20 protein-coding genes are annotated in these 17,848 nt (G+C 69.3%); 11 read left to right on the top strand and 9 right to left on the bottom strand.

The window, feature by feature from the left end:
* Window positions 1-23: 23 nt before the first annotated feature.
* Window positions 24-554 carry a uridine kinase gene (locus ACLQ3F_RS06420; RefSeq protein ID WP_425847039.1) on the bottom strand — a complete coding sequence of 177 codons (531 nt, stop codon included), beginning with the start codon at window positions 552-554 and terminating at the stop codon, window positions 24-26.
* A 479-nt stretch (window positions 555-1,033) separates the two neighbouring features.
* Between ACLQ3F_RS06420 and ACLQ3F_RS06425 the strand changes: the two genes are divergently transcribed.
* From ACLQ3F_RS06425 to ACLQ3F_RS06440, 4 genes are all read left to right on the top strand, one after another.
* Window positions 1,034-1,495: an HNH endonuclease gene (locus ACLQ3F_RS06425; protein ID WP_357207348.1), complete on the top strand. Its 462-nt coding sequence runs from the start codon at window positions 1,034-1,036 to the stop codon at window positions 1,493-1,495.
* 223 nt (window positions 1,496-1,718) lie between these two features.
* Window positions 1,719-2,048, top strand: a complete 330-nt coding sequence (locus ACLQ3F_RS06430) for an endonuclease VII domain-containing protein (RefSeq protein ID WP_425847043.1) — start codon at window positions 1,719-1,721, stop codon at window positions 2,046-2,048.
* A gap of 235 nt (window positions 2,049-2,283) precedes the next feature.
* The gene (locus ACLQ3F_RS06435) at window positions 2,284-3,054 is read left to right on the top strand and encodes a phosphotransferase enzyme family protein (protein WP_425847046.1); all 771 of its coding nucleotides are present in this window, start codon (window positions 2,284-2,286) and stop codon (window positions 3,052-3,054) included.
* 123 nt (window positions 3,055-3,177) lie between these two features.
* Window positions 3,178-3,891: a VOC family protein gene (locus tag ACLQ3F_RS06440; protein WP_425847049.1), complete on the top strand. Its 714-nt coding sequence runs from the start codon at window positions 3,178-3,180 to the stop codon at window positions 3,889-3,891.
* A gap of 38 nt (window positions 3,892-3,929) precedes the next feature.
* Here the strand turns inward: ACLQ3F_RS06440 and ACLQ3F_RS06445 are convergent, their stop codons facing one another.
* Entirely contained in the window at window positions 3,930-5,831 is a 1,902-nt protein-coding gene (locus ACLQ3F_RS06445; RefSeq protein ID WP_425847052.1) for a S9 family peptidase, read from the bottom strand.
* A gap of 168 nt (window positions 5,832-5,999) precedes the next feature.
* Between ACLQ3F_RS06445 and ACLQ3F_RS06450 the strand changes: the two genes are divergently transcribed.
* The gene (locus ACLQ3F_RS06450; RefSeq protein ID WP_425847055.1) at window positions 6,000-6,797 is read left to right on the top strand and encodes a hypothetical protein; all 798 of its coding nucleotides are present in this window, start codon (window positions 6,000-6,002) and stop codon (window positions 6,795-6,797) included.
* Window positions 6,798-6,822: 25 nt separating this feature from the next.
* On the opposite strand, the gene ACLQ3F_RS06455 is transcribed toward ACLQ3F_RS06450, so the two are convergent.
* Window positions 6,823-7,284 (bottom strand): winged helix-turn-helix transcriptional regulator, encoded by a 462-nt coding sequence (locus ACLQ3F_RS06455; RefSeq protein ID WP_425847057.1) that lies wholly within the window; start codon window positions 7,282-7,284, stop codon window positions 6,823-6,825.
* 127 nt (window positions 7,285-7,411) lie between these two features.
* Between ACLQ3F_RS06455 and ACLQ3F_RS06460 the strand changes: the two genes are divergently transcribed.
* Both ACLQ3F_RS06460 and ACLQ3F_RS06465 read left to right on the top strand, forming a co-directional pair.
* Window positions 7,412-8,080 carry a DUF899 domain-containing protein gene (locus ACLQ3F_RS06460; RefSeq protein ID WP_425847060.1) on the top strand — a complete coding sequence of 223 codons (669 nt, stop codon included), beginning with the start codon at window positions 7,412-7,414 and terminating at the stop codon, window positions 8,078-8,080.
* Window positions 8,077-8,604: a pyridoxamine 5'-phosphate oxidase family protein gene (locus tag ACLQ3F_RS06465; protein ID WP_425847063.1), complete on the top strand. Its 528-nt coding sequence runs from the start codon at window positions 8,077-8,079 to the stop codon at window positions 8,602-8,604. The genes ACLQ3F_RS06460 and ACLQ3F_RS06465 overlap by 4 nt, the downstream gene beginning before the upstream one ends.
* 100 nt (window positions 8,605-8,704) lie before the next feature.
* Here the strand turns inward: ACLQ3F_RS06465 and ACLQ3F_RS06470 are convergent, their stop codons facing one another.
* On the bottom strand, window positions 8,705-10,087 hold the full coding sequence (locus ACLQ3F_RS06470) for an FAD-dependent monooxygenase (protein WP_425847397.1): 1,383 nt from the start codon (window positions 10,085-10,087) through the stop codon (window positions 8,705-8,707).
* A gap of 274 nt (window positions 10,088-10,361) precedes the next feature.
* Complete coding sequence (locus ACLQ3F_RS06475; protein ID WP_425847066.1) at window positions 10,362-11,075, bottom strand: TetR/AcrR family transcriptional regulator; 714 nt, start codon at window positions 11,073-11,075, stop codon at window positions 10,362-10,364.
* 86 nt (window positions 11,076-11,161) lie between these two features.
* On the opposite strand from ACLQ3F_RS06475, the gene ACLQ3F_RS06480 reads away from it, so the two are divergent.
* A complete protein-coding gene (locus tag ACLQ3F_RS06480; RefSeq protein ID WP_425847069.1) occupies window positions 11,162-12,025 on the top strand; it encodes an NAD(P)H-binding protein in 864 nt (287 codons plus the stop codon).
* 129 nt (window positions 12,026-12,154) lie between these two features.
* On the top strand, window positions 12,155-12,631 hold the full coding sequence (locus ACLQ3F_RS06485) for a hypothetical protein (protein ID WP_425847072.1): 477 nt from the start codon (window positions 12,155-12,157) through the stop codon (window positions 12,629-12,631).
* 12 nt (window positions 12,632-12,643) lie between these two features.
* On the opposite strand, the gene ACLQ3F_RS06490 is transcribed toward ACLQ3F_RS06485, so the two are convergent.
* Window positions 12,644-13,624, bottom strand: a complete 981-nt coding sequence (locus tag ACLQ3F_RS06490; protein WP_357207454.1) for a helix-turn-helix domain-containing protein — start codon at window positions 13,622-13,624, stop codon at window positions 12,644-12,646.
* Between the two features lie 115 nt (window positions 13,625-13,739).
* Here ACLQ3F_RS06490 and ACLQ3F_RS06495 point away from each other — a divergent pair, with 115 nt between their 5' ends.
* Window positions 13,740-14,306, top strand: a complete 567-nt coding sequence (locus ACLQ3F_RS06495) for a maleylpyruvate isomerase N-terminal domain-containing protein (protein ID WP_357207459.1) — start codon at window positions 13,740-13,742, stop codon at window positions 14,304-14,306.
* 152 nt (window positions 14,307-14,458) lie between these two features.
* Here the strand turns inward: ACLQ3F_RS06495 and ACLQ3F_RS06500 are convergent, their stop codons facing one another.
* The 3 genes from ACLQ3F_RS06500 to ACLQ3F_RS06510 form a co-directional block, all read right to left on the bottom strand.
* The gene (locus tag ACLQ3F_RS06500; protein ID WP_425847076.1) at window positions 14,459-15,748 is read right to left on the bottom strand and encodes an MFS transporter; all 1,290 of its coding nucleotides are present in this window, start codon (window positions 15,746-15,748) and stop codon (window positions 14,459-14,461) included.
* 152 nt (window positions 15,749-15,900) lie between these two features.
* Window positions 15,901-16,443: a GNAT family N-acetyltransferase gene (locus ACLQ3F_RS06505; protein WP_425847079.1), complete on the bottom strand. Its 543-nt coding sequence runs from the start codon at window positions 16,441-16,443 to the stop codon at window positions 15,901-15,903.
* Window positions 16,444-16,475: 32 nt separating this feature from the next.
* On the bottom strand, window positions 16,476-16,964 hold the full coding sequence (locus tag ACLQ3F_RS06510; protein WP_357206560.1) for a DUF1992 domain-containing protein: 489 nt from the start codon (window positions 16,962-16,964) through the stop codon (window positions 16,476-16,478).
* Between the two features lie 229 nt (window positions 16,965-17,193).
* On the opposite strand from ACLQ3F_RS06510, the gene ACLQ3F_RS06515 reads away from it, so the two are divergent.
* Window positions 17,194-17,844 (top strand): LysE family translocator, encoded by a 651-nt coding sequence (locus tag ACLQ3F_RS06515; RefSeq protein ID WP_357258791.1) that lies wholly within the window; start codon window positions 17,194-17,196, stop codon window positions 17,842-17,844.
* Window positions 17,845-17,848: the final 4 nt, after the last annotated feature.

Consider the following 17,848-nt stretch of genomic DNA (forward strand, 5'->3'; position numbering starts at 1 on the left):
GACCCGAGCGACACATCGCTGGATCATCCGTCGGCGGCCGTCCAACCGTCAACTGCCTCGGCCTGCGCGACGACCTCGACGAGGGCCGGTCGGGTCACATCTCGGTTGTCGATGACAACATCCGCGCGTTCGTGAGGCGCGCAGGCGGCGAAGTACAGCCGCTGCCCGCCGACGTAACGGCCGAGGCTGGGATGCTCGGGATCCGGATGCGAACCGTCGCGCCGGGCCATCCGTGCGACGGTGACCGCGAACGGCGCGTCAACGAAGACGGAGAAGTCCCAGCACTCCACAAGCTCGTCACGGTGCAGGAACAGCCCGTCGACGATGAGGACCGTGCCGGGCGCCGCGGTCCGCCACTCAAGATCCAGGATCTCTTCTGTCCGAAGATCATGGGCGGCGGGACGGTAACGACGAGAGCCCTCGGGACCAAACGGCTCCAGCACGTTGTGGGCGAGGGCTTCGTAGTCGTAACTGTCGAGCCAGAAGCCTTCCGGCGAATCCCGGCCACGGCGATGCCGCACAGCCCGCCGGTGATGAAAGTCGTCCGCCGACACGTGCACGACAGGACGTCCCCGGTCGCTCAGCAACGCGGCCAACTCGCCGGCGAACGTGGACTTACCCACCCCATCGACCCCGTCAACGGCCACCCGTACGCACCGCGGCGCGGGGAACGTCGGCACCAGGTCAGCGACATGGTCAAGCAACTGCCGCCGTACCACGCTCACACCGTTCCTCCAACCCTGACCGGAAGCGCAGCACGCCCCAACGGATCGAAGACGTCATTCTGGCAGACGCCTCACCAGCAACCGGACCGCATCAAGCCCGTCGGCTGTCCTGCCCCAGCGAAGGTGGTTGTCATCCTCATGGGGTCGTCCACCCTGGTTGGGGCCCGCAGTAACTGATGCCCGCAGAGCTGATCTTGTTGTGGTGCGTACTGCACCGCGTCGATATGGAGCCCGACCACTCGCCGAGCAGACGAGCCGCCGTGTCAGCGTCAGTCGACGAAGGTACGTGACGTGGGTACGGTGACACGGTGCTCGCGGCCGTGAAGGGACTGTCCCGCTACCACACCGAGGAGTCGCTGCGCGCCTACCTGCTGGAGCGCTCACACCGTACCGAGAGCGGCTGCCTGGTCGTCGAAGGCTACGGGCAGCGACGTGGGGTGCACCAGAAGGTCGCGGGCCGGGCGTGGGCGCACATCGCCGCGTACGTCGTCTTCCTCGGCGGGTACGACCCCGCCCTCGACGTCGACCAAACCTGCGGCGCCGCCGACTGTATCGAGCCGACTCATCTGCGACAGCTCAGTCGCGCCGAGGCCGGCCGCCACCGGAACCAGGCGGCGCAGTGCCGCAACGGCCACGACCGTGAGCTCGACCCGGCGACCGGCCGGTACCGTCGGGTCTGCCGGACGTGCAACCGGGAGGCACAGCGCCGGTGGCGTGAACGCGAGGCAGTCGAGGTTGCCCAGGCCCGCGCCGCGTACGGCCGCTCGTAGTGAGCCCTCCAACGCTTTCCGATGCCGGTACCGCCACTCAAGCTGTCAGGGCGTGAGGATCGTGAACGAGTCAAAGACCTGCGGGCGGTGCAAGCAGCTTCGGCCGGCAGAGTCCTTCGTCGGCGCGACCGGTCGCACGATGCTCTCCTGTCAACCGTGCCGCGACTACTCCCGTCGTGTGAATCAGGCCAGTAGGGATTCCCGGCCGGGCTCCAATCGAGCGATGAATCTCTGGAGCAAGTACCGGATCACCGAGCCGTTCTACGATGAACTGAGGTCACGGCAAGGGTTTCGATGCGCCATCTGCGGCATCCATGAGGATGACCTCCCGGCAACTCTCGCCGGTCGCCCCCGGAAGGACGGCAAGCCCTCCGCCCAGGCGTTCCGGTTGGTCGTGGATCACTGCCACGGCACCAACACCGTTCGGGGGCTCCTCTGCAACGGGTGCAACTCGGCACTTGGGCACTTCCGGGACAGCCCTGAGGCGCTGCGCCGCGCACTGGAATACCTCCAGTCGGGGCCGTCATCGGGGCCGCCCCGAGAGGTCACCTGAGTTCCCGGCCAACACGCGCGCACCGAACAACCCAAACGCCTACACCAACCTAAGTCCTTACGCACAAGAACTGTCATTATGGTGCATGTACGTTGCGTACCTTTTGTCCTAGGCATTTACTGGATTCTTATTACCAACAATCCAGTAAATGCCTCCCGAGGGCTGGGCTCGCTCGCTTTCAGTCCGGCTCGGGAACGCGGTGGCGTCACAGCCCTCACGCGCTGAGGATGTCGACATGGATGACCACAGCCCGAACGCGGCCGACGAGCAGGAGGAAGCGCTGCCCGGCGGCAACATGGGGGGTGCGACACGGGTCGGTGCCACTGTTCGGCGCGGTCATGGTGCATGGAGCCCGACGGTTCAGCGCCTACTACGACACCTACAGGAGCGCGGCGTCACCTGGGTTCCGCAACCGCTCGGGACCGATGAGCACGGACGTGACAGCGTCTCCTACCTGCCGGGCATCGTGCCGCAGTACCCGTTGCCGGACTGGATCTGGAGCGACGGCATCCTCGCCGACGCAGGTCTGCACCTCGCACAACTTCACGAGGCCAGTGCCAGCTTCGACACCGTTGGCGGAGTGTGGCAGTTTCCGGTGCGACAGCCAGCTGAGGTCATCTGTCACAACGACTTCGCGCCCTACAACATGGTCTTCACCGACCGGCGGCTCACCGGAATCATCGACTGGGACACGGCCTCGCCCGGTCCCCGGTCGTGGGATCTGGCCTACCTCGCGTACCGGCTGGTGCCGCTGGCCCACCCCGACAACGGCGACGCGATCGACAGTGACCTGGCCGAGCGGGCACGTCGGCTGCGCATGCTTTGCGACGCCTACGGCTCGGGGCAAGACCCTGACCACATCCTCCAGGCCGCTGTCCACCGACTGCACGACCTCGCCGCCTTCACCGAGGCGCGGGCTGATCAGGGACAGGAGAACCTCCGCGGTCACGTCGGGCTCTACCAACGCGACGCCATGTGGATCACCGCGCACATCCTTCGAAGGTGAGTGCCGACAGAGGTCGCTGACGGGCTAGCCCAGCTTGCGCTGTATCAGCCGTTCAGTCGTCTGCGGCCGCCGATCAGTCATTTCCATGTGCGTGTGCCTCCTCCCGACGGCTACGAAGTACGGGTGACCAACGAGGTAACCGTTCCCCTGCTGCCCTGCGCGTCCATCGACGACATCGTCGCCTTCTACGAGGTGCTCGGCTTCCACACCACCTACCAGCAGCGCAAACCCAACCCGTGCGTGGGGTTGCAACGCGAAGATCTACATCTGCAGTTCTTCGAGATCGCGGGGTTCGATCCGGCGCAGTCCTACGGGTCGTGTCTCGTGCTGACCTCGGACACGGGGCAGCTGTACCGGGCTTTCGCGGCGGGAATGCGTGCCGCGTACGGCAAGGTGTTGGTCTCCGGGACACCCCGGATGACCCGGCCCCGCGCGCGGAAGAACGCCGACGGGCTGAGCGGCTTCAGCGTCATCGATCCAGGCGGCAACTGGATCCGCGTCTTCCAGAAGGCCTCGGTCTCCCCCGCGTCGGCGCCGACTGGGCGGCTGGGCAAGGCGATGGCGAACGCCGTCGTGCAGGCCGACTCCCGAGGGGACGCCCGGCAGGCGGCTCGGATTCTTGACAGTGCGCTGGGCCATGCCGACACAGATGACGACCCTGTCGCGTTGGTGGAGGTGCTCGTGTACCGCGCTGAGGTCGCGATGGTCCTGAACGATCCGGCCACGGCGATCGAGATGCTGGCCCGTGTTGACAGTGTCGCGTTGAGCGCGGACCAGGCCACACGGGCTGCGGCTGCGTATGAGGCCGCTACCGATCTTGCGGCAGCGCTGTCCTAGGCGTCGTATCCAACCGACACGCGCCGCGTCGAGGCCGGTCAGGGTCGGAGCCAGCGATCGAACCAGGCGCGGGTCCGGCGCAGGACGTCGAGTTGGTGGTGGCGTTCCCGGATCGAGTGGCCCTCGCGCGGGTAGATCACGAACTCGTGCTCGACGTCGAAGTGGCGCAGCGCCCGGTGCAGGTACACGGCCTGCCCGAGGGGGACATTGGTGTCCTCGGCGCCGTGCAGGATGAGCACCGGCGTGCGGATGTTGCTGGCGAAGGAGATCGGGCTGACCGCGTCATGCGGGTGGGGGCCGGTGCCGGACCATCCGGTGCTGCCACCGAGCGCGGCTTCGAACTGGCCGTTCTCCCCGGTCGCGGCGAGCATGCCCCAGTCGATGATGCCGGCGCCGACCAGCGCGGCGCGGAATCGGTCGGTCTGGCCGACGGCCCAGGCGGACATGAAGCCGCCGTGGCTCCAGCCGGCGATGCCCAGCCGGTCAGGGTCAGCGATGCCCTCGGCGATGAGCAGGTCGATACCGGTCAGGATGTCTGTCCACTCCTGCTGGCCGACCTGGCCGGCGACGCTGGCGGCGAACTGGTGACCATGGCCCTGACCGCCGCGCGGGTTGGGCAGCAACACCGCGTAGCCCGCGGCGGCCAGCCACTGCGCGCTGGGGAACCAGAACAACTGGCAACGATCGGCGTAGCGGTCGTACGGGCCTCCGTGCACGATCGTGACCAGCGGGAAAGGACCTTCCGACGCGGTTTTACCGACCGGCAGTACGAGCAGGCCGTCCAGGTCGAGGCCGTCGGCGGCGCGGTAGGCCAGCGGTTGTTGCGTGCCGAGTGCGACGGCATCCAGTTCCGGTCGGGTGTTGGTGATTCTGCGCAGCGGCCCGGTGGGCGCTCCGATGTGAACATTCGCGGGCTGATAGCGGGTGCCGGTGAGCACCGCGATCTCGTCGCCGGCAGGGGTGGCGGTGAGATTGTCGAGGCGTCCGGGGTGATGCGACAGGGTCGTGAGGTCGGTGAGGTCGAGCCTGGCCAGTGTCGTGTTCAGGCCGTCGGCGAACACGACCAGCGGGGCGGCGTCGGTCTGGCACAGTTCGGTGGGGCACATCGTGAGGCCAGCGGTGCGGTTGCGCAGGACGCGGGTCTCCATGGCCAGGTCGAACACGGCGGTGCCGGCCTGGAGAAGCGGTGGGGTGAGCGCGAGGTAACCGAGGTGCCAACCGTCCTGGCCCGGCCACCAGGCCAGAGACCGGGCGTCGACCTCGACCGGTCCGAGGTTCTCTGCGGTGGCGGTCGTGGGGTCGAACAGGTGCAGGTTGCCTGTTCGCGGGCCGTAGTCGCTGTCGGCGCAGGCCCACGTCAGCACCGCAATTGGGCCGCCGTCGGGACGTTGCCGCACTTCAACGACGTGTCGGTCACCGAACACCTTCGGTGTGGTGACCTGGTCGGTGCGCAGGTCGAGCAGGCGCAATCGGGTGCGTGGTTCGCGCTCGCCGACGACGATGGCGTCGTCGCGGTCGCGAGTACGGCGAGTGTCCTGCTCGGTGGGTTCGTCCTCGGCGAGCAGGGCGACCAGGTTGGGGTCGGTGAGCGGCAGGTGGTCGATGACGCCGCCGCGCCAGCTGGTCACCGTGGTCACCGTGCCGTCGGCGAGGGTGAGCCCGTGCAGTTGCGACATGCCGCGTTCGGCGCGGTCGGAGAGGAAGAACAGCGTCTCCGAGTCGGCCGACCAGCGCGGCTGGGACTCGGTTGCCGTGTCGTCGGTCGCCCGGCGCGGCGCGGCGGCGGAATCGGTGGGTACGAGCCAGAGTTCGGTGTCGAGGTGGTCACCGGTCCGGCTGCTGGGAGCGAGGACGTAGCAGAGCAGGCGCCCGTTCGGGGCGAGCGCCGGGGTTTGCGGGGCACGACCATCGACCACGAGTTTGGCGGTGAGACCCCTCATGCGATGAGTCTGCCAGCATCCACGAAACGCCATGCGACCGATCCGGCGCTGGATAGACGCACCGGCGAGGCATGATGTCCCCATGGACGCGCGCGGCTCGCTAGCCATGGCGCGAGCGAGAACGGCTCGCCGCTGTCCTGGCCGAGCGTCCGCTGCCGGGGCGAGTAGGTGTCGGAGCAGCGTGACCTGATGTTCTCAGTAGACGAACGCGACCGGATCCAGAGGCGACTGCTGCATCTGGCGGAACAAGACCCCGCTGTCGTCGCCGCCGCGATCACCGGCTCGCACGCAACGAACGATGAGGATCGCTGGTCGGACATCGATCTGGCCTTCGGGGTCAGTGACCCGCTCGACGCCGTCATGCGTCGATGGACGCGACAGATGTATCAGGACTTCGCGGCGGTCCACCACTGGGACCTCGCGGCCGGGTCCGCGATCTACCGGGTGTTCCTGCTGCCTCACTGCCTGGAAGTCGACCTCTCCTTCAGCCCGGAAGGCGAGTTCGGGCCGCGAGGCCCGAGTTGGCGACTCATGTTCGGGCGTTCCACACCATCCCGGGCCCCCGCGTCGAGCGGCCACGACGGCACAGCCGGCCTGGCATGGCACCACGCGCTGCACGCACGGGTCAGCATCGAACGAGGCAGATTCTGGCAGGCGGAGCACTGGATCAGCGCCATGCGGACCCAGACGATCGCACTCGCCTGCCAGCGTCTGGGCCACCCCACCAGCTACGCCAAAGGCGCTCATCTACTGCCCGCCGACATCACCGGTCCGCTCGAAACGACATTGGTCCGTTCCACTGACGAGGTCGAGTTGCGCCGTGCGCTCTCGGCGGCCGTGACGGCCCTGACCGCGGAACTCACCCGTACGGACCCGACGCTGGCCGATCGGTTGCATCCGCTTCTCACCGAACTCGCCGCGATCGATCGCCCGCCGGTCGACGGGACGCGCTCCGCACTCGGATGACGGCGGGTGTTGACCGAGCCGATGGTCACGATGGTGGCTGTGCCCCAGGTCCGGGCAGCAGATCGATGTCCGTAGCCCGCATGGGCTGTTCGCACTCCGAGCACCGTAGTTCGACGTGACTGATCTCGCCGCAGGCGTGGTGGCGGTAGAGCACCGGCGGGCCGGCGTCGCCCGCCGTCCACCGGTCACCCCAGCGCACCATGACGAGCAGCAGATCGCACAGCTCCCGGCCCTTGTCGGTGAGGAGGTATTCGTGTCGGACCGGCCGGGTCGAGTATTCACGCTGGGCCAGGACGCCCTGCTCGACCAGCCAGTTCAGTCGCTCGGCGAGCACCTTGCGGGAGATGCCGAGCCCTCGCTGGAGTTGCTCGAAGCGGTGTGTGCCGGCGTAGACGTCCCGCAGGATCAGCGGAGACCACGGCTCACCGATGACGTCGAGGGTGCGGGCGATCGAGCACGCCATGGTGCCGAACTGCGTTCGCTGCATGACGCCACGATACGCAAGGTGGTTCCTTCAGGGAACTGACTCTGTTAGCGTCACATCAGTCCATCTCTTTAAGAAACTGACTGGTCTGTGCCCTCCACACGTGCATGGAAGCCGAAAAGAGGCCCGCATGAACCATCCGCCGATCGTGCCGACCAGGGACTGGCAAGACGCAGTGAAGACCTTGCGCGTCCGCGAAAAGGCACTCACCCGCCAGCTCGACGCAGTGGCCGCGGCGCGCCGCCGGCTGCCGATGACGCCGGTCGAGCAGGACTACGTGTTCGAGGGCCCGTCCGGGCCTGCCAGTTTGACCGATTTGTTCGAGGGCCGCCGTCAGCTCATCGTCTACACCTTCATGTGGCACGGCGTCGACGCTGTCTGCTCCGGCTGCTCGCTGTTCACCGACAACGTCGGACACCCGGCCCACCTCAACGCCCGCGACGTCACCCTGGCGTTGACGTCCCATGGCCCGCTGGACGACCTGCTGGCGTTGCGGCGGCGGATGGGTTGGGCCCTGCCCTGGTACTCGTCGCTGAACAACAGCTTCAACGCCGACATGGGAACCGGTGACGGGTTCGCGCTGAACGTCTTCCTCCGCGCCGACGACCGGATCTTCCGCACCTACACCACCACCTCCCGCGGCGTGGAACGGCTCGGCAGTAACTGGTCCTTCCTCGATCTGACGCCGTACGGCCGACAGGAGACCTGGGAGGACTCGCCGGAAGGCTGGCCGCAGACCCAGCCGTACCAGTGGTGGCGGCTGCACGACGAGTACGACACCACAGAGGATCCGTCATGACAGTCGACACACCGGTCGCCGAGCTCCTCTTCCAGCAGGAGGACGCAACACCCTTCAACACCGACGTGGCGACAGTCAAGCCCTGGAGCCAGGCATTGGCCTGTCTGGAGTCGGCACACAAGTGTTGGCTGTCGACGGTGGGACCGGGTGGCCGTCCCCATGCGGCCCCGGTGATGTCGGTGCTGCTGGACGGGGCTCCGTGCATCGCGAGCCGCCCGAGTTCCCGCAAGAGCCGCAACCTGGCCCACAACCCCCGCGCTGTCATCACAGTGAGCAGCGACGACCTCGACCTGGTGGTGAGCGGTCAGGCTCACCAGGTGTCGGGCGACGCCGCGCTGCGCCGGGTGGCCGCCGCCTTCGCCACAAAGTACGGCTGGACGTTCGCCATCAGGGACGGCCGAGTCCATGACGACAGTCTGCCGGGAGCGCCCCAGTACGCCTTTTACGAGGTCTCCCCCGTCCGGGCTTTCGGCTACGGCCCGGACGGGCTGACCGCGACTCGTTGGCGGTTCAACCGCACCTGAGGGACCGGGCGCGGGGCGACCCAGCAGAGAGTCGCCCAACGCCCGGTCGCCGTTGGTTGGTCTGGCCCGCAGCCTCGACGACGAGGCCGCCGGCGTGAGATCAGTGGGCCGGCTCGCCGAACCAGCGGCAGAGGTGCTCGTCCAGGTCCCGCTGGTCGTCACCGACCCAGGCGACGTGGCCGTCGGGGCGCAGCAGGACACCGGGGACGTCCAGTGTTGCGGTCGGATCGGCCAGGTGATCGACCCGGTCTGACCAACTGCCGACGGTCAGGCGTTCGGTCCGGTCCAGCAGCAGGCCCCGGCCGTGGTGCAGCAGACCGTAGAGGTTGCCCTGCCGCACGGCGATGTCGGGCAGGCGGCGACCGAGCAGGTCGGGGCCCGCGCCGAAGTCGTAACGGATGCCGATGGCGGTGATCTTCTCGAGCAGATGGAGGTTCACCTCGTCGAAGTCCATCAACTCGATGAGCAGCCTCCGCACCGCCTGTGCGCCCGGTTCGGTGGACAGCAACTCCGTCTGGGCTCGGGTGTTGTCCAACACCGCTTCGGCGACGGGGCGGCGTTCGGCCTGGTAGGTGTCCAGCAGTGCCTCCGGCACCCAGCCGCGGATCCGCGCGGCCAGTTTCCAGCCGAGGTTGACTGCGTCCTGAACGCCCAGGTTGAGGCCCTGCCCGCCGATGGGCGGATGGATGTGCGCCGCGTCGCCGGCCAGCAGCACCCGCCCGCCCCGATACCTGTCGGCCAGCCGGGTGGCATCACCGAAGCGGGACAACCAACGCGGGGAGTGCACGCCGAAGTCCGTCCCGGCGACGGCGCGCAACTGGTGCTTGAAGTCGTCGAGGGTGGGCGGTTCGGCGCGGTCGCTGACCCCGGCGGCGGGCACCAGGACGCTGTAGACCCCGACGCCGGCTGGCCGGAGCCAGAATCGCTGATGGGTCTCGCGGACCTTGGCCACCGTGACGGCCAGCTCCTCCTGCGGGACGCCCACCTCCATCTCGCCCATCAGGCTCTCGGTCCGGGCGGGCTCGCCGGGAAAGCCGACGCCGAGCAGTTTGCGCACTGTGCTGCGCCCGCCGTCACAACCGACGAGATAGCGCGACCGCAGCTGTTCCCCGTCGGCCAGTTCGACGGTCACACCCTCGTCGTCCTGCGTGAGGCCGGCGACCGCGCAACCACGTCGGACCTGCGCGCCCAGTGCGATGGCGTGTTCTTCGAGCAGACGTTCGATGACCGGCTGCGGGATACCCAGGAGGTAGGCGTACCGGGGATCCAGGCCCTCGGGCGCGGGCTTGGGGATGGCGGCGAAGAAGGCGCTGGCCGGACGCCGCCGCCCGTGCGGGAGGATGCGGTCCAGCAGCCCGCGCATCGCCATCAGCTCCAGACTGCGGATGTGCAGGCTGACGATGCGGACGGCCGACGTCGGCTCGGTCTCCTTCTCCAGAACGAGGACCCGCACGTCGTGCAGTCGTAGTTCAGCGGCGAGCATGGCACCGGTCGGCCCGCAGCCGGCGATGATCACGTCGTACGTGCGATCGGTCGACGGTGACGTGGTGGAGAGTTGCACAGGTATTGCCTTTCGGGAGTGCCGTGTTGGCAAGGCGCTCCCGGCGACACCTACGTCAATCGCCCGACCGTGACGGCAAGGGGGAGCACCCACATCGCTGCAACGTTCATGGGTCTCACCTCCTCAGGCGGTGTCGCGGTCACCTGCAAGCTATCTCCCCCAGCGCGATTCCGTCGAGCTCTTTCCCCGCCACTGATTACAGGGTCGGGTGGGTCAGCGATCGGTGGAGCCACTCGGCCATCAGCGCGCGTTCGGCGTCGGTGAGCCCCTGGAGGTCGGGCAGCACCGTCGCGAAGGTCACCGCGACGGCCTCCGCGGTGGTGTCGGGTGTCGCTGGAGTTGTCGCCAGGATGCCGGAGAGCACGGTCTCGAGCATGGCCTCCCCCAGACCGAGGTCTCGCTGGTCGGGGGGCATTCCCAGCAGCGTGAGGATGGTTCCGTTGCCCGCAGAGTGGATCATCAGCAGTGCGCGCTCCTCGTCGACCCGGAGCAGGCCGGCTGCGGCGAGTCGCCGGACGCGGCGACGTAGCACGTCGAGGCCGGCGACTGTTGCCGGCGAGGGTGCGCCGCTCCCCCGGGTGGCGATCAGCGCGTACAGCTCGGGGTTTGTCAGGCCGAACTCCACGTGCAGGCGCCATCCGGCGCGTAGATCCGTTACGGGGTCGCCCGTCGGGGCGTCGGCGGCGACCGATTTGCCGCTGACGTAGGCCGCCATGACGTGCTCGGCGACGGCGTCGATGAGGCCGTCCTTGTCGCCGAACAGGCGATAGATAGTCGGCGCCTGGACGCCTGCGGCCTGGGCGACGGCGCGCGTCGTCACCGCGTTCGCGCCCTTCTCCCGCAGCAGTTGGGTCGCTGCCGCGACGATGCCCGCACGGACGTCGTCGCGGGTCTCCTGCGTCGTCACCATGAAGCGATGCTAACAGCGTCTTGTTATCCCCGAATTATCGGTGCTAACGTCTGCCAGGTAACGCCGATAACAAGGGAGTGCTCATCATGATCGTCGTCACCGGTGCCACTGGAAACCTCGGGTCCCAGATCGTCGACCGGCTGCTCGACCGACTGCCGGCCGACGCCGTGGGTGTGAGCGTGCGCGACGTCGACAGAGCAGCCGGCCTCGCCGAGCGGGGCGTACGGGTGCGCGCCGCGGACTTCACCGACCCGGCCACGCTGAAGCACGCCTTCGAGGGTGCCGAGAAGGTCCTCATCGTGTCCGCCGCGATCCGCGGCGCCGGCGCGTTCGTCGCGAACCGCGCCGCCATCGACGCAGCCCGCGCCGCGGGAGCCAACCGGATCCTCTACACCAGCCACCAGGCCGCCTCCCGGGACTCGCTCTTCGCCGCCCAGCCGATCCACGCCGCCGCCGAGGAGCACCTGGCCGAACTGGGGGTTGCCTTCACCGCCCTGCGCAACGGGTTCTACGCGAGCACGCTCGGCCTCTCCATCGGCGCCGCTCTTGAGACCGGGCAACTCGTGGCGCCGGCGGACGGCCCGGTGTCCTGGACCGCGCACGCCGACCTGGCGGAGGCCGCCGCCGTCGCTCTCACCGAGGACGGCGTACTCGACGGGGTCACGGCACCGTTGACCGCCGCGGAGATGCTCGACCTCGAAGCGGTGGCCGCCATCCTCAGCGACATCACGGGCCGCACCGTCGAACGTGTCGTCGCCGATGACGACGAGTGGCGGGAGGCCGCCATCGCGCGAGGCATGCCCGCGGCTGCGGCCGACTTCACCCTCGGCATGTACCGCGCGGCGCGAGCGAAGGAGTTCGCCGTGACCGATCCGACGCTGGAGACGGTCATCGGCCACCGCCCGACACCCGTCCGCTCGGTGCTCGAGGCCATCGTCGCCCGGCGATGACGCTCCCTCGAGCCGGTCAGCGCAGCATCGCCCGGGTCATGCGGCGGGTGGCGACGTACAGATGTTTGTAATTTCTGGACGTGGTCTGGATTTGACCCTCGACGGGGTCGAGGCCCGACCATCGGCGACATGACCGACCAGACGACCGCCGACCCGACCATGACCCGCATCATCGAGGCCGTGCAGTTCGGCCAGAGCGGCGCACGTGCCCGAGCCCGTGAGCTGCTCACCGCGTTGTGGGACGAGCTCGGCCCCACCGGTGACGCCCTGCACCGCTGCACCCTGGCGCACTACCTCGCCGATCTGCAGGACACCACCGGGGCGGAGCTTGCCTGGGACGAACGGGCCCTGGCCGCCGTTTCCGACCTGACCGACGAACGCGCCCAGCGGTATCTGTCCTCGCTCCAGGTCCAGGCGTTCCTGCCGTCGCTGTACCTCAACCTGGCTGACTGCCACCGGCGCCTGGGCAACGTCGGCCCGGCCCGGGAGCACCTCGCCCGAGCCCGCGAACACCTGGTGCGGTTGCCGGACGACCCGTACGGCGAGAGCATCCGCGCCGCGGTCCGGGACTTCGTCGCTGACGATCCGACCGACCGTCGGCGGTAACGTTCGGTCGGGTCACCGGTCCTGGCGAGCGACGCCGGTGCGGTACTCCTGCGGCGAACGTCCGTAGTGGGCACGGAAGAGGCGGCTGAAGTGGGCCTTGTCCGGGAAACCCCAGCGGGCGGCGATGGCCTGAATCGACTGCCGCAGCAGCGGGTTGCCGAGATCACGCCGGCACTGCTCCAGGCGCTTGGCGCGGATGAGTTCGGCAACGGTTGTCGCCTCCGCCTCGAACAGCCGGTGCAGCGACCGCACCGAGATGTGGTGGGCGGCGGCGACGCTGCGAGGGCTGAGCTCGTCACTGTCGAGGTGGCGGTCGATGAAGTCGACGACCCGGGCTCGTAGTGCGGTCTGCCGCGCTTCCGGCGACAGGGTGTCCTCGATGTCGAGGTACTGGGCGAGCGCCGCGGTGAGCAGGTCCACCGCCACCCCGCCCAGGATCTCGGCCTCGGTCGGCTCGAACTGCTCCGGGTGTGCCGCGATGTTGCGCAAGTGGTGGGACAACAGCCCGCCGACGCCGAGGTGCGACGGCATCGGCGTGGCCAGCAGACTGCGGAGCCGGTCCGGCGCCAGGGGCAGCGCCGCGTACGGTATCTGCACGGTGATCGTGGTGGCGGGGCCGGAGCCCTCGACGCGGTGTCGGGCGACGTGCGGTCGTGCGGTGTCCAGGAGCGTGAAGTGGTTCCTGGCTTCCAGCGTGGACTCGGTGCGGTCCTGGATCAACGTGCTGTGACCCGTCAGTGGTATCGCGAGTTGATAGAAATCGCCCTCGATTCTGCGGACCAGTTTCGTGGGCCGGATCGCGTCCAGCGACGGGTAGCGCAAAGAGGTCATCCGGATGCGGCCGAGATCGATGGCCTGGGCGTAGGCCACGAAGTTGTCCAGGTGACCGCTGCTGATGTGCACCGGTGCCGTCTCCTGAGCCACCAGGGCGTACCAGAACGCGAACCGGTCCGCCGGAGGCAACACCGTCGTGTCCAAAACCAGGTTGGGCAACACTCCGCTCGCCTCCCCGCATATGCGAAGATGGATTCTTGCATGCCTCGACGCTCTTTACCCGCGACGGGAATCCCACGCCCGGTGCTACCCGGCGGGTTGGCGAGTGTCGGCGGTGACCGGCGCCGACATTCGGGAGGCAGCCGACGAGATGACCAGCGTGCTGCTGCCCCACCGGGACCGCGACTGGTCGGTGCCGGCCGGCCCGCTGAGCTGGAGCTGCTGGACGACAGCGGCGCACGTCGCGCACGATCTCCTCGCGTACGCGGGCCAGGTCACCGGCCGCCCGGATGACGGCTATCTGCCGTACGACCTGCGGGTCTCCCCCGACGCGAGCCCGACGCAGGTGCTCACAGTGGTGCGGGCCTGCGCTGGTCTGCTGGCCGCCGCCGTCGACGCCACCTCGCCGGACGTGCGGGCCTGGCACTGGGGTCCGTGCGACCCGGCCGGTTTCGCCGCCATGGGCGTGGCTGAGACTCTGCTGCACACCCACGACATCACCCTCGGTCTCGGTGTGCCGTGGCAGCCGTCGCAGCGGCTGAGCGCGCTGGTGCTGCGCCGACTCTTCCCGGACGCCCCGCCCGGGTCGGCGCCCGAGGTGCTGCTCTGGATGACCGGCCGCGGCGAGCTGCCCGGCCGGGCCCGGCGCACCTCCTGGAGCTGGCGGGCCGCTGTCGACTGACTCGCACCGACGTTGCGGGGTGGGTGGTCGCCCGGAAGGCGACCACCCGGTTGGAGCGTCAGGGTCAGGTCCAGCTGATGCCACGGTTGCGAACGCTGCGCATGCCCTTCTCCTCTCCCCTCGGTGACGGCCCCCGTGCCCGCCAGGTGACCTCAGAGTCGGCCACTGCCTGCTTCGGCGGTAGGGATGTCGGCGTTCGAAGTCGTTCGGGCTTGTTCGACCGGGCACTCGGACGTCACAGCTCTGGGGTCGGGTCGCCGTGGCCACAGCGGCACGACAGCGAGAACCGCCACCAGACCCGACAATCCGCTGAACCCGATCACCGTGGTGGCCGGCCACCGGTCGGCGCCCAGACCCGCGAGGACCATGGCCGTCCCCTGGAGCCCACTGAGGCCGGTGATGGCCACCCCGAACGCGCGTCCCCGGTACTGCGTCGGCACCGCCCGGCCGAACAACGCGTTCAAGGGGATGGCGAAGGCGCTCGCGGCTCCGGCCAGCACCAACAGCAGGAGCATCATCCACAGCGGAGGGACCAACCAGGCCACCGTCAGCACGCCGGCCGACATCGCGGCCAGCGGCAGGATGAGCCGTGGCCGGGCCGCCGGTGGACAGAACCGGGTGAGCGCGACCCCACCGAGGGACATCCCCAACGGCGCCGCCGCCAGCAACAGCCCGACGGTGCCGGCGCCGCCGCCGTACTGTCGGGCCAGCGGCGCCATCAACCCCTCGGCCGCGTAGGTGAAGGCACTGGCCATCCACAGGACCAGAACGTAGGACCGCAGCCGCGAATCGGCGAAGATCACCCGCAGACCGACCGCCCGGCCCTGCCGGGTGGCGCCCGACCGTGTTCGAGGTGCCGCGCGGGAACGCACGCCGATCCCAATCAGCAGAGCCGAGACCAGGAACGTTCCGGCGTCCACCAGCAGGGCGCCGCGCAGCGACAGCAACGCCACCAGACTCCCGCCGACGGCGAAACCGACTACCTGCACCACCTGGGCGCAGATGTTGTCCACGCCGTTGGCCACCGCGTAGCGGTCGTCGTCGAGCACTTCCGGCATCAATGCCGCCCGCGCCGCCACGAACGGTGGCCGCATCAGGTTGACCACGAACAGGAGCACCACCAGGGCCGGCGCGGGGAGAGCCGGCAGCGCCGCCAGCGGGATGAGCGCCGCGCGGGCCAGGTCGCACGCGATCATCACGCTTCGCCGGGGGAACCGGTCGGCGAGACCGGACAGCAGCGGTCCACCGGTGAGCCAGGCCAGGTAGGAACTGGCGTAGGCGGCCGCCGCCAGTGCGGCCGAGCCAGTCTGGCTGAACACGAGATAGGCCACGGTCACGGCCGTGAGCTGGTCACCGGCCAGGGACAGCAGGTACGCACCGAACAGGTGGCGGTACTCGCGCACCGCGAACACCTCGGCGTACGTCGCGGCGCGCTCGGTCACGTCGCCCTGCCCCTCCCGCGCCGGCGGTCGTCTGGGCGCTCGGCGCAGACCGTATCCGCGTTCGCGTGGTCGCGGCCGGGAACGAGCGTTCGGACCTGTTCGGGTCCGTTCGCGACAGGTACGGACGGTCGACGCGGGAGGTGTCGACAGTGCTAGCCGGCGTGCAGCGAGTGCCGGTGGCCGTCGAGCGGGAAGGGCGGCCGGGCCGGCAACACCTCCTGGAACACGAAGCCGCACTTCTGCGCCACCCGGCAGGACGCCACGTTGTCCACCTGGTGCAGCAGGTCGAGACGCACCACGTCGGGGAACCGGTCGAACGCCCAGCGGCTCAGCGCGATGACCGCACGCGGGGCGACGCCACGGCCGCGTGCCCATGACGCCGTCCAGTAGCCGACCTCCGGGGCCGGGCGCTGCGCCGTGACCCCCTTGAGCACCACGTTGCCCACCAGCCGGACGCCGTCGGCCTGCTCTTCGAGGACGGCGAAGGTGTACCGCCGCCCGTCGGCCCAGTCGCGCAGCGCGCCTTCCAGCCACCGTCGGGCCTCGGCGGCGTTGGTCACCGGAGCTCTGGTCCAGCGGCGCAGGACCGGATCCCGGTACGCCCGCACCAGCTCATCCAGGTCGTCGGCGCACCACTGACGCAGGGCGACACCCGGCGTCGAGGGCGTGTCGGGTGACCGCGATTCGATCAGCATCTGCACAGAATGCCGTGGCGGTGGCCCGGCGGTCAGCCCCGACGGCGCCACCGCCGCCACCAGCTACGCCGGGGTCGGCGCGCGGGCGCCGGTACGTCCGCCGCTTCGGTGACGGTTGTGGTGACCTTGGGGCGGGCACGTTCGGCGCGCCAGCGGCGGATCACGTCCTCGGTGTTCACCGGGCGCACCGCGACCCGGGGGCCGTCGTCGGGGAAGCGCAGCCACGCCACGATCTGCGCGTTCAGCTGTCCCACGAAGTCGCGGACGGACTGTTCGGTGGGCAGGTCACGGACTTCGTCGGGGACCTGCTCGATGCGTCGGCGCAGTTGCAGCGACGTGGGCAGGAGCAGGTCACTGGGGAGCGCCTCGCGCTCCAGGAAGCTCTTGATCCACCACGCCTCGTCATACGGCGCCCCCCGACCGGGGATCGGCTTTCCCATGCCGGGCAGGCGGTCGAACTCGCCGCGCTGAACGGCATCCTGGATCTTCGCCTCCACTGACGCTTTCCACGCCTCGGTCACCGTGCGGCACCTCCCTGGCCACCGTAACGCGCCGCCTGCGACCGGCGACACGCCCTTGCCAGGGGTCAGCACGCCCGCGACGGTGAGCATTCCCGCCGACGGTGCTGCCGTCGCGCCGAACGTGAGTGGATCACTGCGGATCGCAGGCCACGGCCTGTCAGGTGGCCCTGGGTGGGGACGTTCAGCCCGATTACGGTCGGTGAGGGATCCATCGGACGGGGGAAGCATCATGGTGAGTACGGGTGCACTGCTGGGCATCGCGCTGGTGGCGTTGGGGCTGGTGCTCACGCCCGGCCCGAACATGGTCTATCTGGTCTCCCGCTCGGTGGCGCAGGGCCGCCGTGCCGGGCTCATCTCGCTGCTCGGGGTCGCCGCCGGCTTCGGCGTCTACCTGGTGGCGGCGGTCGCCGGACTGGCCACCGTCTTCGTCCTGGTGCCGACGTTGTACGCGGTGGTGAAGCTGGCCGGCGCCGGCTACCTGCTCTGGCTGGCCTGGCGGACGCTGCGCCCGGGTGGGCAGTCACCGTTCCGTCCCGCGCCGCTGCCACCGGACCCGCCCCGGCGGCTGTTCACCATGGGCCTGGTCACCAACCTGCTCAACCCGAAGATCGCGATCCTCTACGTATCGCTGCTACCGCAGTTCATCGACCCGACGCGGGGGCACGTGGCCACGCAGAGCCTGCTGCTCGGTCTGACCCAGATCGTCGTGGCGCTGAGCGTGAACGCGCTGATCGTGCTCAGCGCCGGCGCCCTCGCGGGGTTCTTCGCCCGCCGGCCGGTGTGGTTGCGGGTGCAACGGTGGGTCACCGGCACCGCGCTCGCGGCGCTGGCTGTTCGCATCGCCGCCGACCGCTCGCGCGCTGCCGTCGCCACGCCCTGACCCG

It is taken from the genome of Micromonospora sp. DT15 (assembly GCF_049841475.1).
In the GTDB taxonomy this organism is placed as follows: Bacteria; Actinomycetota; Actinomycetes; order Mycobacteriales; family Micromonosporaceae; genus Micromonospora.